Raw genomic sequence first — 13,856 nt, forward strand, 5'->3', positions numbered from 1 at the left:
GTGCCGGTGGAAGAAGCCCTAGGAGGGCTCAGATCACAGAAGTTATATAGATCTATAATTTGTTGGATTAAGATTAACTTGGTCGACCAAGTGGTCAGCAGTGTAAATTGCCTGAGTGGAGCCGGTTAAGCTCCACTCATAGTCCCACTTCCCTTTAATAGTGCCTTGCATCCGGGGATGTATTGACAAGCTCTAGATACTTTCCTTGGCCAAATGGATTTACCAGCTCTTGCTCCCTCCAGAGGGGGAGTTCAGCGATGGTAAACTCCTCACCATTCTTGAGCTCAGGGTCTAGGGTTGTCCAGACAGTGTTTTTGAACTCGTAGTCACCGCTAGGGTGGATTGGCACCCTGAGATGGCCAAGTTTCTCCAACGTGTCAAGTGCTAACTTTCTGGATTTGAGATTCCTTAGCTTTCCACTGCCTCTTTGTTGTATCAAGGACTTTTTAAAACGATAACCATCGTAGTACGGTGTTGCGAGCCTGCGTATGTCTTGGACCATCAGGTTCGTCAGTGTCACTATTTCCGGCTCCTCCGCTAGGTGTTGAAGATAGTGCTGAGAGCACTTTCGGCAGAACTTGTATGCGTACTCGAGTGTGTGGGAGCTGATGTCGCCCTCGTAACCCTCAAAAGCGTGTATGATGCCAGCGACACGGGTAATGTTTTCCATCAGCTTAGATGCGTGTTCCTTGGAATAGTGGTATATGCCTCCCTCTCTGATTTGGCATTCAATAGAGTTGAATAGGGTTTTCCAGAGGGCTTTTGCCGTCGAGCTGAACATCTGAACCCGCCGACTTTCGCCATTTTCAAAAGACGCTAATGATTTTGAGAGAAGCTCTGTTACCCTTGAGTAAAAATCCTGTTCCACATGGTCAGCTATAGGAGGTCTTTCGTTGGTGCGATTCCCAGCCATTCCCTCAGGCTTGATAAATAAAAATCGAGACAAGAATCCATTGTCATGTGCTTCTCTCCCTTTTTTCTCGAGGAATCGGTCCATGGCTGCAGGCTGTAGCATCAAGCAAATGCTCAACCTTGGTTCATGCAATATAAAACTCGGCTGGCTAGATCTGTCAATGGTAATCGTAGATCCCGAGTATATTGAGTTAAATATGTACATGTCACGAAATGTTGGCCCATTTAGCAAATTTCCAGACTCGCTTGAGCTCAAGAAAGCACAAGGGAAGTTTTCGTATAGGCTCAATGCCAAGGCGCCTGGCGTTGCGTTTTTATAGATTATTCTTATGTTTTTATGAGTTTCTGGTTCTGCTGCCTGTAATTCGAGAATCTGTGACTCTATGCTAGTTATTTTTTCTGGATCTGCATCATTAGCCATCTCTTTAGATAGAGACTTTTCAAGAGCTCTGATTTTTATTTGCCAGTTTTGATGGAGCCGGTGAGCTTCTACGGCCTGCTGCTTTCTTTTTTCCGCCTGTGCAATTTCAAATTCCGTGATGGGGCGATCTGTCCACTTTTTGAGTGTGGTTTTTCTCTCGCTGCTTCCTGCAACAGTGCAGGTCATGAGCGACATGGGGACTTTGATTTTGCTATTCGGATATGCCACGTCAAACAGGCCTTGGCATGCTGTTGCCATTACGCCAAGAACGGCTAGCTTTGCCATTTCTTCAGCCACTTCCATCGAATAGGAAAGCTCCGCTGTGGTGGATTCAAATAGGGAATACTCGCGGAAGCGTGGCCACTCCCTTGGAACCTCAACCTCAAGAGCCTCCTGGCTTGAGATCTCCTCATTTTGATAAAAGGGGTTTTGTTCATTGCTGCTCATTGCGCACCTCCATGGTTGCTAATGCTGCTAACTTAGCAGGTTTAGCAGGGGGTGAATAATGAGTTTTTTTAAACTTTGAGTTGTATGTCTTTAGATAATAAAGGGTGCTTTAGGATGCTTCTGGACATCTATGGATAACCATTTACATATGAGCGGTTTTCAAGAAGGCCGTGCCGAGCTGCGAGCCTGAAGGGCCCGCTTCTGAAGCCTCACGCCCCTGCGCCCATCCCCGTAGAAGCCCTCCAGCAAGACTGCCTTTCTAGCCGCATCGTGTGTCGGCACCTTTGGGCCAGGACGGGCGCTTCACTCTGGGCCCAGCCGGTCATCTGAGCTTGAATCGGTCATTCGGCGTGTCCCTTAGATTGGTGTCAACAGGAGGGGATCGCTGATTTGCAGGACGTTTTAGAGCAGGGGGAGCTCTCATTGGAGGTCAAGTATTTTTTCTCATGGCTGATGCTTTCTGGCCTGGAGGGAGGGTTTGGTTGATTTTTTGAATAGCTCTACTTTGGGGCTGGTGTGTCTGAGTAGGGGATTTACAATTGTTGGTACCAGTTGAGTACGGAGAGCCTCATGAAAAAGACACTGCACATGGCACAACAGCACCCCAAGGACAGCTCTAGACTTAGGGTGATGAGAATGAAGGATCTGATTGAGAAGCTTGGCATTAGCCGGTCATCGATCTATGAGATGCTCAATCCCGACTCACCTCGCTATGATCCGACCTTCCCAAGGCCAATTAAATTGGGAGCTCGGTCGGTAGGGTGGATTGAAGATAGCGTTGATGAATGGCTGCGTACAAGGGAGGAGTAAACAGATTATCCTCTTTTTTTCTTGTTCTTCTTATAGGCTTGTTTCGCATCTTCATCTTTGTACATCCAGTTCTCGATCAGCGTCTCAACTTCGGGGAGAGACACCTCGTATACTGCACGATGCTCGCTGCTCTCATGGCGATCCCGTATTGGCTTTGCGAGCTCATTTGCTGCTTTTTTGACTGCCCTCCACCCATTTTCAGGAGCTTCTGTATACAGAAATTCAATCAAGTATTTTTTGAGATTGGCATATTTGGCATTAGCCTTTGCACCATTTTTTTGATGGCGAATTTTCTCGCGTCGAGCATGCTCTGCCATGCAGGCTAATTCTAATCGGTATTCGAGGGAGGAAAACTCGACCAGAGATGCCCAGGACTGATCGCGTAAGTCTTCTTTTTCAAGGAGGTCAGCACACACTAACCAGATGAAGGCGGCTGAGAATGTATTTTGAAGATCTTCCATTACGTTGCTGCAGAGGGCTGACTTTATGTGCTCTTGGTGCTGTGAAGCTGGATGGCCGTTTTTGATGGCGGCGCAAGATGCCGCATATTCCTGCTGGAATGTTTCCTCTGCCTGTTCTTCTTTGTTTTCTAAAGCAGGCGTGTCTTCCAGCGTATGCTCTGGCCTGGAAATAAAATAGTAGGCTTCATGCAGTGAGCGCTTCCCAGTTTCAATTTTTTCTCTGAGAGGTGTCTCTGAAATGGTGTGATAAAGGTCTGGGAGTTCCATGACATTTTGGATTAGGTGCTGGTTCCGCTTCCCGCCTATTTTTTCTGGGCGAGTGTAAGTAGGAGGTAGCGGGCTTCTGTTCATTTCGAATGCTCCTGTGATGTGAGGAGGTATTGTGCCACTAAACACTGGGTTTGGTCTAGAGAGGTGCGCTATTTTTAAATTTCTATTTAATATAAAAGGATGGTTATTTCCAGGTGCCATGGGGGGTGTCGGTATACACAGGGGATATTTATTTTTGGGTTATATGCTATTGGGTATCAGTTATAACCATAGTGTTATTGTCTTAGGGTAGGGGCCTAGGAGATGGCAGGCTGTTTACATAGATAGTGAGAGGTGAGAGGTGAGAGGTGAGAGGCAAGTGGGCTATGGAATGTCAGTATGGAGTTGGTGAGCTAAAACACCCTTTTGGTGAAGAGTGGGATATTGAGTGGGGAACGGAGGGCGGTGTGGCACTAGCCGGTGAGATGAGTCACTGGTGGGAGAGCCAAGATAAATCTCAAGAGTGGGGTGATGAGCTGGATGAAGTTGCTACAGAAGACGAGGAAGAGGATTCAGAGGGAGGACTGCCTTGTGAGATGGAGGAAGTGCTTCAAGGTAAAGACAAGCACTTTGTAGAGCACTTGCGTCGTGCTGAGGCGTTGGTGAAAGGAGTGGCAGCTCACCGAGAGAGCCATTTCGAGGTCATCCAGGGTAAGCAGGGTAGACTGAAAATGTTCAGATCACTGCATGGCCAGGAACTTATCAAGTTAGTAAAAAAAGGGTGTTATCCCCGATGCCATCAGCTATCAGTGGTGGACCAGAACCCTTTTGTCGGTGTTTATCATAGGGTGGTGAAGAAATGGGAGGATGAGTTAAGAGATATGGCCAGGTATGGTGTAATGAAAGGAGGTGTAACCCAAACAGTAAATATCATGAATCGGATCATTGATGACCTCAGGCGAGAGGTGGGTAGGCCTGCTATCAAAACATTTGCGAAACGTGTTGACAGATCAGCTAAGGAGCGAGGGAGAAAGGCAGTAGCCATCATCGATAAGTGCTTTGAGCATCGCTCCAGGCTGTTGGTGTTGAGAGTGGATTTGGGATATAGGAAAGGGCGGTTTATTGATTCCCATGATTTCTCAAAGGATTTGGAGGAAGTCAAGCAACACTGGGCTGCATTGAGTTCAGATCTCAAGAAAGGACTGGTTGTGCCCAATGTGATGGAGGTCTTCGGTAAGGTTGAGTATGGCGTTTTGTCAGGATTTCATTTCCACATGGTCATCATCATGAAAGGAGCGGAGCACCAAGAGGATATTAACTACGCCAAGATGGTGGGGCAGTATTGGTGCCAGGAGATGGTGGGGGAAGAAGGCAGGTATTTTAACTGCAATCGAATCAAACATCGGTACAAGCGATTAGGCGTTGGTGAGATAAACTACTACGAGAAAGAAAAAATCGCTGCTTTGAAGGAGGTGGTGATAGGCTATGTGGTCAAGAGTGACTACTACATGAGCGCTTTGTCTCCGTCGAAGAAGACCTTCTTTCAACTGTCTTGTACCAAGCCCAAGTTAGGCGGTAAGCGGGGTCGTCCCCGACGTTATCTCGCCCGAGGGTGAGACAAGGCTCGCTGTGAGGGAAGGGTCCGTGTGCTGCGAGCGTCATCAGCATACCCCGTCCCTGTGATTGTAATGATGTAGCATCAGCTAGGGGAGGAGCCCTGGGTGTGGCCACCCGCAAGGCGGCGCGTCGAGGAGGAGGTGCCCGACCGCTACTGGACCATGCCCACCAAGCAGGTGCAGACCAATGCACCGCAAGCTCAGTGATACTTGACAACGTGGGCTCTATCGGGATCTCGTCCACGGAATCGCCTTCCGCGTGCTGGGCGCGGCGTTTGTCCGCCTGCCTGCCGAGCAGGAGGCTAGGATCTCTGGCTATCGCCAGGTCATCGCCACGGCGATCCTGGATCGACTGCTGCATCACTCGACCACCCTGAACATCAAGGGTGAGAGCTACCGGCTGAAGGACAAGCGACGAGCCGGCCTGGTGACGACACCGACCACGAAGGAGGATGAGACCTCACACGAGCCTGAAGCTGTTCCGATGCAAGAGGACTGACAGAAACCGGACAATCTGAATTGATGAAAAGCGCCGCACCCCCAAACAGGACAACCTTCATTGGCGTTGACAAGATCCACTTCGACAAGCTGGAGCAGGTCGACCCGGTTGCCGCGATGGAGGCCTTCACCCTGCGCCGCGACATGACCAAGACCTGCATCTTTCGTGATATCGAGCCGTTCAAGCTGGTGTAGTCCTTGCCCAGAGGCGCCTTGATCTCGCTTCATGGAAGTCACAGAGTAAGGTGATAACTAATACCTAGAGCAGGGTGCAGGGATGACCACAGAGCGCATCACGGACTACCACGCCAAGTACTTCGCCTATGAGCTGACCCGCCAGCGCAGGGGCGGAGATGTGGATCGCCTGGCAGCTTCGCTGTTCGACGCCTCGGTCGATCTCAACCCGCATCAGATTGACGCGGCCCTGTTTGCCCTCAAGAATCCGCTGACCAAGGGGGTATTGCTTGCCGACGAGGTGGGGCTGGGTAAGACCATCGAGGCAGCCCTGGTCATTTGCCAGTACTGGGCGGAGCGTCGGCGCCGTCTGCTGGTGATTGCCCCGGCCGCCCTGCGCAAGCAGTGGGCGACCGAGCTGGCCGAGAAATTCCATCTTCCTACCCAGGTGTTGGATGCCCGCACCTACACGCAGCAGCGTGACCAGGGGGTCTACGACCCCCTGGATCAAGACGTCATCAGCGTGATCTCCTACCACTTCGCGGCCAGGCTCGAGCCTCAGCTGCGCACCATTCCGTGGGACCTGGTGGTAATCGACGAGGCCCATAAGCTGCGTAACGCCCACCGCGAGAGCCACCGGACTGGGCAGGCGATCAAGCGCGCCTTCGCCGGTAGCCGCAAGCTATTGCTGACGGCGACGCCTCTACAGAATTCACTGCTGGAGCTCTATGGGCTCTCAACGGTGATTGATGACCAGTTGTTTGGCGACGCCATCAGCTTCCGCCGCCAGTTCATGCGTGGTGGCAACGACATTGAGGGGCTGCAACGCCGGCTGGAGGAGTTTGCCAAACGCACCCTCCGCCGCCAGGTGCTGGAGTACGTGCAGTACACCGAGCGCAAGGCGCTGACGATCCCCTTCACCCCGTCACAGGATGAGCAGCGGCTCTATCACCTTGTCTCGGGATATCTGGAGCGTGAAGACAGCTATGGCGTGCCCACCCGCCAACGCCACCTGGTATCACTGGTCATACGCAAGCTGCTGGCGTCCTCAACTACTGCCATCATCCAGACGCTGGAGACCCTCAAGGAGCGACTTAAATCGCTACATAACCGACACCAGGTCGAGCAGGACTGGCTAGAACGGCTGTTGGCCGATGAGTTGCTCGATGAAGAGCTGTTGGAAGCCGCGGAAGCCGATGAAGTGGAGGAGGCTGATGCCCGGTATGTGGCCGAGCAGGAAATCAACCCGACCCGGCTGCAGGGCGAGATCGCCGAAATCGAGCAGTATCTGAGCCTGGCCCGGGGGATCCACGAAGATGCCAAGTCCCATGCGCTGGTCACTGCGCTGGAAACCGGCTTTGCCCGCATGGACGAGATGGGAGCCCCGCGCAAGGCGGTGGTATTCACCGAGTCGCGGCGCACCCTGGAGTACCTTAGCCGCTTCCTGGAACGACACGGTTTCGCCGATCAGGTGGTCACCTTCAGCGGCACCAACAACAGCCCGGGGGTAACGGGTATCTACCAGCGCTGGCTGGCCGAGCATGCCGGCAGCGACCGTATCACCGGCAGTCCCGCCATTGATCGCCGTACTGCCATCATCGACCACTTCCGAGACAAGGCGCAGATCCTGGTGGCTACCGAGGCGGCAGCCGAAGGGGTGAACCTGCAGTTCTGCAACCTGGTGGTGAACTACGACTTGCCTTGGAACCCTCAGCGTGTGGAGCAGCGCATAGGCCGCTGTCACCGCTACGGCCAGCAGTTCGATGTGGTGGTGGTCAACTTCCTCAACCAGCGCAACGAGGCCGACAAGCGCGTGCTCGAGCTGCTGAGCGAGAAATTCCAGCTTTTCGATGGCCTGTTCGGTGCTTCCGATGAAATTCTCGGCCGGCTGGAGTCGGGCGTGGATGTGGAGAAGCGCATCGCCGATATCTACGCTACCTGCCGCACGCCGACCGCCATCGAGGCGGCCTTCGCCGAGCTGCGTGAGCAGCTGGAGGCCGATATCGATGCCCGCATGAAAGAGACGGAGAGCAAGCTGCTCGAGCATTTCGACGAACAGATCCACGACCTGCTGCGCGTTCAGCGCGACAAGGCCGAGGCTCAGCTCGACCGCACCGGTAAGCTGTTCTGGAAGTTGACCCGCCACTGCCTGGCGGAGCAGGCCAAGTTCAACGACAGCAGCCTGACCTTCCACTTGGAGGCCTCTCCGGTAGAGAGTGTGCCTGCCGGTGACTACTGGCTGATTCGCAAGGGGAAGGGCATCAAGCCGCCCGAGCATGCCCACGTCTATCGGCTGACCCATCCGCTGGGAGAGCATGTCCTCGATAGCGGCCGCCGCCGGGAGACGCCGGCTGCCACGCTGCGCTTCCTGCTATCGGACCACCCGCTGCGAATATCGGTACTCGAACAGCTCACCACTCGTAGTGGCTGGCTGGAGCTGAATCTGCTCGAGCTGGACAGCTTTCAGCATGAGGAGCACCTGGTCTTCACCGCCCTTGCTGACGATGGCACACACCTTGACCAGGAGGCCTGTGAGCGGCTCTTCAATGTGACGGCTGAGGTAGTACCCGATAGCGCACCCGAACCCCCTCAGGAGCTCCCTTGGCTGGCCAAGCGGCAGCTGGATGCCACCCTCAGCCGTGTGCTTGAGGAGAATCACAGCTACTTCCAGCGTGAGCGCGACAAGCTGGAGGCCTGGGCCGATGATCAGGTCGCTTCCAGTGAAGCGCAACTGGAGGACACGCGGGCCAAGATCAAGGATGCCAAGCGCCGCTCACGCACCGCCGAGACCCTTGAAGAGCAGAAGGCCGCGCAGGAAGCGCTCAAGACGCTTGAGCGTCAGCAGCGCTGCGACCGTCAGGCAATCTTCGACGTGCAGGACGAGATCGAGGAGAAGCGCGACGCGCTCATCGATGCCCTGGAGCGCCAGATGCACCGCAAGAGCCAGACGCATCGACTGTTCCGGATACGCTGGGAGTTTGCATGAAACCGCGCAGGACATGACGGGGAGGCGTGCCGACCGGTATCATTCTGGCAAACGAATCAACAGGGGCTGAGCATATCGCTCAGCCCCGTTTTGCGCATATCGCATTGATTTTTAAAAATTTTTGCAAGGGATGATGGGGCTGCCCAATGAATGTAGCAACAGTCGACGGTCACAAGGAACGCTTCATCAAGCTGCTCCATGAGCTGTTCCAGCTCGACAAGCCGGAGCTGGATTTCGGGCTCTATCGCATCATGCACGCCAAGAGCGACCAGCTCTCTCGGTTCATCCGCGAGGACCTGGCCCAGGCCATCGAGGAGGCGTTTGCCGAGCAGGGCGAGCAGCAGCTGGCAGCGATGCGTCAGGAGATCGAGGAGAAGCGCCGTCAAGCCGAAGAGCTGGGCGCCCCAGACCCGGATAGCGCCCCGGCGGTGAAGCAGGCGCGGGCCGCCTACGATGTTGCCAAGCGCGAGCAAAACGCCTCAGCGGACATCTACGACCACCTCTACCGTTTCTTCTCCCGCTACTACGACAAAGGCGACTTCATGAGTCGCCGGCACCACGTCGCCGAGAACGACAGCCGGGCCGCCCCCTATGCGGTGCCCTACGATGGGCGAGAGGTCTACCTCCACTGGGCCAACAAGGACCAGTACTACGTCAAGTCCTCCGAGACGCTGGCCAACTTCACCTTCAATCTCAACGAGGCTCTGAAGAAGCTCCAAGGCTCCGCTGCCCAGACTGGCCTGGGCTTCGATTCGGTGGATGCGGCGCTTAAGGTGCACTGCCGTGTGGTAGACGCCACCGAAGGTGAGCACAGCGATGTGAAGGAGAGCACCGAGCGCTTCTTCATCATCCACCACGACGAGCCGATGCGCTTGGAGGGCGCCGACCTGGTGCTGCAATTCGAGTACCGGCCTGATCCGGACAAGATCGGCCAGAGTGGCACTTGGCAGAAGAAGCGCCTCGAGGAGGCCGAAGAGATCATCATGGCGGCGCTACGCATGACCGATGGCGTTGCCGCCTATCGGGATGGGCTGGCTACCCGGGCGCCGACGGACAAGCAGAAAGAACGTACTTTACTTGGCAAGTACCTGCAGCAGTACACCGCACGTAACACTATGGATTATTTTATCCACAAGGACCTGGGCGGCTTTCTCTCTCGTGAGCTGGATTTCTATATCAAGAACGAAATCCTGCGCTTGGACGATATCGACAATGCCGGTTTGTTGGTCGTAGAGCAGCAACTAAAGAAAATCCAGGTTCTGCGGAAGGTTGCCAAGAGCATCATCGCTTTTCTGGCGCAGTTAGAGGGTTTTCAGAAGAGGCTTTGGCTCAAGAGGAAGTTTGTTAAAGAGGCCGATTACTGTCTCACGCTGGACAGGCTTGAAGGAAGTGAAGAGGTTTTGTGTGAGATTTTTCAGCAAGTGTTGCAGCGTAAACAATGGAAGGATTTGTACGCTATAAGCTTGGATGAGCTTGATCGTGATTTGAGCAGCAAGGGAGTGAATGAGCTTGTGAAGCTTGAGAAATACCGGTTTCTCATGGTTGATACGGCTTTGCTTCCAAAGAGCCTGAAATATGAGATTTCTAGTTTGTCGTATATAGATAGTGATTTCTTAGACGGCATTTTAGTGCAATCAGATTCATTTCATGCATCTAGGCTTATGGCTAGTAGCCTCCGAAGCTCAGTTGATACAATTTACATTGACCCGCCCTATAACACGGGGAAAGATGACTTTATTTACAAGGATGGATACCGGTCATCTAGCTGGTTGTCTATGGTTCATGATCGAATTTCCAGTTTTCGTGACTTCTTAAAGGACTCAGGCGGCTTCTTCTCTAGTTGCGATGAGAACGAGTTTAAAAATCTTTCCAGAGTCGTCGAGAATATATTTGGTGAGAATAATTTTGTTAGCGAGTTCGTTTGGAAGACAGATGGAAACTTTGACAACCAAGCCAAGGTGAAGCTTGCGCATGAGTACATTTTGTTTTATTCAAAGAATAAAGATCACCTTCCTTATCCAAGTGCAATAGAGAGTTGGGCTAGTGAAAATAGTAAGCTATTTAACGATAGTATTGTTAATACAATAGTAAAAAATGGTCCAAAAAATCCACCTAGCGATGTCATTCTTCCAGTAGGTTTTCCATCAAATGAACAGGCCTTTTTCCTAAAAAGTGAAAACATAACATGGCCCAAGTACAGTGCTGATGTAGAAGTCAATGATTGGAAGCTTGTTCATGAGATCAAAGCAAGGTCTGGGTGGAGCTCAAAATCTTTGCTGCTACAGTTTATTGAGTCCGGATTGAAGCCGGTGTATGATAACAAGGGTCAAGAGACAGTGTTCTACTTGACAAAAAATGGTGCAATTGAGTCAAATAAAAAAAGAAGCAAAGATCATGGGCATATAACTTCATTGATACAAAAGGTAGGTACAACACAGTCTACTAGCTCTCTTCTTGATCACATGGGGGTCTCATATCCAGACTACCCTAAGCCTATAGGGTTGATGCGGCATATCTCATCTATTGTAAAAGATTCCAAATTCATCTTGGATTATTTTGCTGGGTCTGGGTCAACTGCCCATGGGGTCATTGAGGAAAGCAGGGAGAGTGGTGAAAAGATTAAATACGGCTTAATCGAAATGGGTGATCATTTTGACACGGTGATGAAGCCTAGAATCCATAAGGCAGTTTACTCATCAAGCTGGAAGGACAAGGCTCCTAAAGAGAATGGTCATGGTAAATTGGGGGGGCTGTCACATGCATTTAAATACTTTCGGCTTGAAAGCTACGACGACACTCTCAACAACCTCGAGCTAGAAGATAACCCTCAGCGCAATGCGCTGATGGAGCAGAACCCCGAGCTGCGCCGCGACTATACCCTCAAATACCTGCTCGACGTGGAGACCCGCGGCTCGGCCAGCCTGCTCAATACCGAGTGGTTCCGTGACCCGGAAGGCTACACGCTGAAGGTCAAGCAGCCCGGCAGCGACGAGACCCGCGAAACGGCCGTCGACCTGGTTGAGACCTTTAATTGGCTGATCGGCCTGCATGTCACCCACCTCGACAAGCCTCGCACCTACGTCGCGCGTTTCGAGCGTGAGGAGGACCCTGAACTACCGGAGGACCAGAACACGCGGCTCAGAGCGGTTAGCCTGCGTGAGAACGAAGACGGCGCCTACTGGATTCGTCAGGTGGAAGGGCACGTGCGCCGCATCCCGGGAAGCGACGAGGACCTGGCCAAGGTGCTGGTAGTATGGCGCAAGCTGACCGATGATCCTGAGAAGGACGCCGCGGTGCTGGAAGCGCTGCTGGAAAAGTACAAGATCGGCACCACCGACAGTGAGTTCGATGCCATCTACATCAACGGCCCGCACGGCTTGAACCTGACCGGCAGTGCGCGTAGCCGAGTGCATAGCCTGGAAGAGACCTTCCATGCCCGCATGTGGGAGGGATGTGACGATGAGTAAAATAGGTTACCTAACTCACCTGGAGGTTCGTGGCTTTCGCTCTATTGCAGACATGTCTCTGGAGCTAGAACCTCTTAATATTCTTATCGGGCCTAATGGTGCGGGAAAATCAAACTTCATTAATTTTTTCCGCTTCATGAATAAGCTGTTGCAGAAGGACCTGCAGCTCTATGTTGCCGAACAGGGTGGCGCTGATGCACTGCTGCACTTTGGTCGTAAAAAAACGCCAGAGCTGTGCACCTATTTGCGCTTTGATCCAAACAGTTACGGCGCCACCCTAGTTCCTACTCATGATGGGCGTTTGGTCTTCAAAGAAGAGTTTTGTGAGTTTTTTGCCGACAAGATTGGCTATGATGGAGGGAAGAAGCGTAAGTCTCTTGCTAAGCCTGGTGCGGATGAGTCAGGTCTTCCTAACCCGGGACGAGTTTCCATTGAAAGCAATGTCTCGAGGTACATTGCAGATTGGAAAGTCTATCATTTTCATGATACCAGCAGTACTGCGCCGATGAAGCAGGCGGGTGAGCTACTAGATAGTGACCGTCTCCGGGAGCAAGGTGAGAATCTTGCCGCTTTTCTTTACGACATCCAGCAGCATTGGCCTGATGCCTATACACGAATCGTCACTACCGTGCAGCGGGTGGCACCATTTTTTCATGACTTTATTTTGGAGCCGGATCGGCATAATAGTAGCAAGATTCGTTTAAGGTGGAAGCACAAGGGTAGTGATGCATTTTTTGATGCGCATGCACTTTCTGACGGTACCTTGCGATTTGTCTGCATGGCAACGCTGTTATTACAGCCTCATCTCCCATCTGTTATTTTGCTGGATGAGCCGGAATTAGGTCTGCATCCCTATGCTATTCAACTGCTAGGCTCGATGCTGCGCTCAGCAAGCCAGTCCACACAGATAATAGCATCAACTCAGTCGGTAACGCTGGCCAATGAGTTTAAGTCTGAAAACATGGTCATTGTGGAGCATCAAGATAACAGCTCCACTTTCAAGCGCTTGAATGCCAAGGCTTTGGAATCATGGCTTGAAGATTATCGTCTTGGAGATCTGTGGGAGAAGAATTTGCTGGGAGGCACGCCCTGATGGTTCGGCTAGGCATTAGCGTAGAAGGTGCTACTGAGCGTGAGTTTGTGAGCCGGGTACTTGCGCCTGAATTGGCGAGGTACCAGGTTTATGCTAGCCCCATTGACATGCGAGGGCGTGTATCGCTGCAGCGAATAAGTCGTGAGATCAATAGCCTTTTGGCAATGTTTGATTTCGTGACGACGTTTTATGACTTCTATGGCTTTCAAAAGAGGCCTCAAGGTGATGTGGAATACTTGGAGGCTGCTATTTCTGAGCTTGTATCGCCGGAGCAGAAGCATCGATTCATGCCTTATGTTCAGCAATATGAGTTTGAGGCTCTGGTCTTGGCAGCGCATGAGCAAGCGGAAATCGTCATGGCTATCGAGTCTCTTGGCAGCCGTTTGCATGAAATAGTTGCGGCCAGTGGTGGCGCCGAGAATGTGAATGATGGTTACGAAACCTGTCCTTCGCGGCGTATCAAAGCGCTTGCCCCACAATATGAAAAAAAGTTTCACGGCCCTGTGATTCTTGAAGAGGGCTTGGCGGCTGCCCGCGCGGGCTGCCCACGCTTTGATGCATGGCTAACGCAGCTATCACAACTCGCTGTACAGGGTGAGGTATGATGATTTTAGACATCGGCTTCACTTTCTGCTGGAGACGCTCTGGCATCCCTAATGTCGATAAAACGGTATTTGAATTGAATACTCTCGACGATCGCCACTACAACCTACTCCTCAAGG

9 protein-coding genes and 1 pseudogene are annotated in these 13,856 nt (G+C 52.3%); 8 read left to right on the forward strand and 2 right to left on the reverse strand.

The window, feature by feature from the left end; translation table 11 throughout:
- Positions 1–154 precede the first annotated feature (154 nt).
- Complete coding sequence (locus ACZ5EF_RS05705; RefSeq protein WP_346061957.1) at positions 155–1,780, reverse strand: YfjI family protein; 1,626 nt, start codon at positions 1,778–1,780, stop codon at positions 155–157.
- A 570-nt stretch (positions 1,781–2,350) separates the two neighbouring features.
- Between ACZ5EF_RS05705 and ACZ5EF_RS05710 the strand changes: the two genes are divergently transcribed.
- On the forward strand, positions 2,351–2,590 hold the full coding sequence (locus ACZ5EF_RS05710) for a helix-turn-helix transcriptional regulator (protein WP_346061956.1): 240 nt from the start codon (positions 2,351–2,353) through the stop codon (positions 2,588–2,590).
- A 5-nt stretch (positions 2,591–2,595) separates the two neighbouring features.
- Here ACZ5EF_RS05710 and ACZ5EF_RS05715 read toward each other — a convergent pair whose 3' ends face one another.
- Positions 2,596–3,402, reverse strand: a complete 807-nt coding sequence (locus ACZ5EF_RS05715; protein ID WP_346061955.1) for a hypothetical protein — start codon at positions 3,400–3,402, stop codon at positions 2,596–2,598.
- A 284-nt stretch (positions 3,403–3,686) separates the two neighbouring features.
- Between ACZ5EF_RS05715 and ACZ5EF_RS05720 the strand changes: the two genes are divergently transcribed.
- The 7 genes and pseudogenes from ACZ5EF_RS05720 (at position 3,687) to ACZ5EF_RS05750 (ending at position 13,739) form a co-directional block, all read left to right on the forward strand.
- Positions 3,687–4,916 carry a YagK/YfjJ domain-containing protein gene (locus tag ACZ5EF_RS05720; RefSeq protein WP_346061954.1) on the forward strand — a complete coding sequence of 410 codons (1,230 nt, stop codon included), beginning with the start codon at positions 3,687–3,689 and terminating at the stop codon, positions 4,914–4,916.
- A 325-nt stretch (positions 4,917–5,241) separates the two neighbouring features.
- Positions 5,242–5,415: pseudogene (locus ACZ5EF_RS05725) on the forward strand (ATP-binding protein); the annotation flags it as partial.
- A gap of 23 nt (positions 5,416–5,438) precedes the next feature.
- Complete coding sequence (locus ACZ5EF_RS05730) at positions 5,439–5,609, forward strand: hypothetical protein (protein WP_346061953.1); 171 nt, start codon at positions 5,439–5,441, stop codon at positions 5,607–5,609.
- A gap of 82 nt (positions 5,610–5,691) precedes the next feature.
- Positions 5,692–8,574: an SNF2-related protein gene (locus tag ACZ5EF_RS05735; RefSeq protein WP_346061952.1), complete on the forward strand. Its 2,883-nt coding sequence runs from the start codon at positions 5,692–5,694 to the stop codon at positions 8,572–8,574.
- Between the two features lie 146 nt (positions 8,575–8,720).
- A complete protein-coding gene (locus ACZ5EF_RS05740; protein WP_346061951.1) occupies positions 8,721–12,041 on the forward strand; it encodes a DNA methyltransferase in 3,321 nt (1,106 codons plus the stop codon).
- The gene (locus tag ACZ5EF_RS05745) at positions 12,034–13,134 is read left to right on the forward strand and encodes an AAA family ATPase (protein ID WP_346061950.1); all 1,101 of its coding nucleotides are present in this window, start codon (positions 12,034–12,036) and stop codon (positions 13,132–13,134) included. The genes ACZ5EF_RS05740 and ACZ5EF_RS05745 overlap by 8 nt, the downstream gene beginning before the upstream one ends.
- Positions 13,134–13,739 (forward strand): DUF4276 family protein, encoded by a 606-nt coding sequence (locus ACZ5EF_RS05750; RefSeq protein WP_346061949.1) that lies wholly within the window; start codon positions 13,134–13,136, stop codon positions 13,737–13,739. The genes ACZ5EF_RS05745 and ACZ5EF_RS05750 overlap by 1 nt, the downstream gene beginning before the upstream one ends.
- The last annotated feature ends 117 nt before the right edge of the window (positions 13,740–13,856 follow it).

The organism is Bisbaumannia salifodinae (genome assembly GCF_055388505.1).

What these genes read in the sequence shown, in the direction of transcription:
- ACZ5EF_RS05705 (WP_346061957.1), bottom strand. Translation starts at nt 1,780, where the DNA reads ATGAGCAGCAATGAACAAAACCCCTTTTATCAAAATGAGGAGATCTCA.
- ACZ5EF_RS05710 (WP_346061956.1), top strand. Translation starts at nt 2,351, where the DNA reads ATGAAAAAGACACTGCACATGGCACAACAGCACCCCAAGGACAGCTCT.
- ACZ5EF_RS05715 (WP_346061955.1), bottom strand. Translation starts at nt 3,402, where the DNA reads ATGAACAGAAGCCCGCTACCTCCTACTTACACTCGCCCAGAAAAAATA.
- ACZ5EF_RS05720 (WP_346061954.1), top strand. Translation starts at nt 3,687, where the DNA reads ATGGAATGTCAGTATGGAGTTGGTGAGCTAAAACACCCTTTTGGTGAA.
- ACZ5EF_RS05730 (WP_346061953.1), top strand. Translation starts at nt 5,439, where the DNA reads ATGAAAAGCGCCGCACCCCCAAACAGGACAACCTTCATTGGCGTTGAC.
- ACZ5EF_RS05735 (WP_346061952.1), top strand. Translation starts at nt 5,692, where the DNA reads ATGACCACAGAGCGCATCACGGACTACCACGCCAAGTACTTCGCCTAT.
- ACZ5EF_RS05740 (WP_346061951.1), top strand. Translation starts at nt 8,721, where the DNA reads ATGAATGTAGCAACAGTCGACGGTCACAAGGAACGCTTCATCAAGCTG.
- ACZ5EF_RS05745 (WP_346061950.1), top strand. Translation starts at nt 12,034, where the DNA reads ATGAGTAAAATAGGTTACCTAACTCACCTGGAGGTTCGTGGCTTTCGC.
- ACZ5EF_RS05750 (WP_346061949.1), top strand. Translation starts at nt 13,134, where the DNA reads ATGGTTCGGCTAGGCATTAGCGTAGAAGGTGCTACTGAGCGTGAGTTT.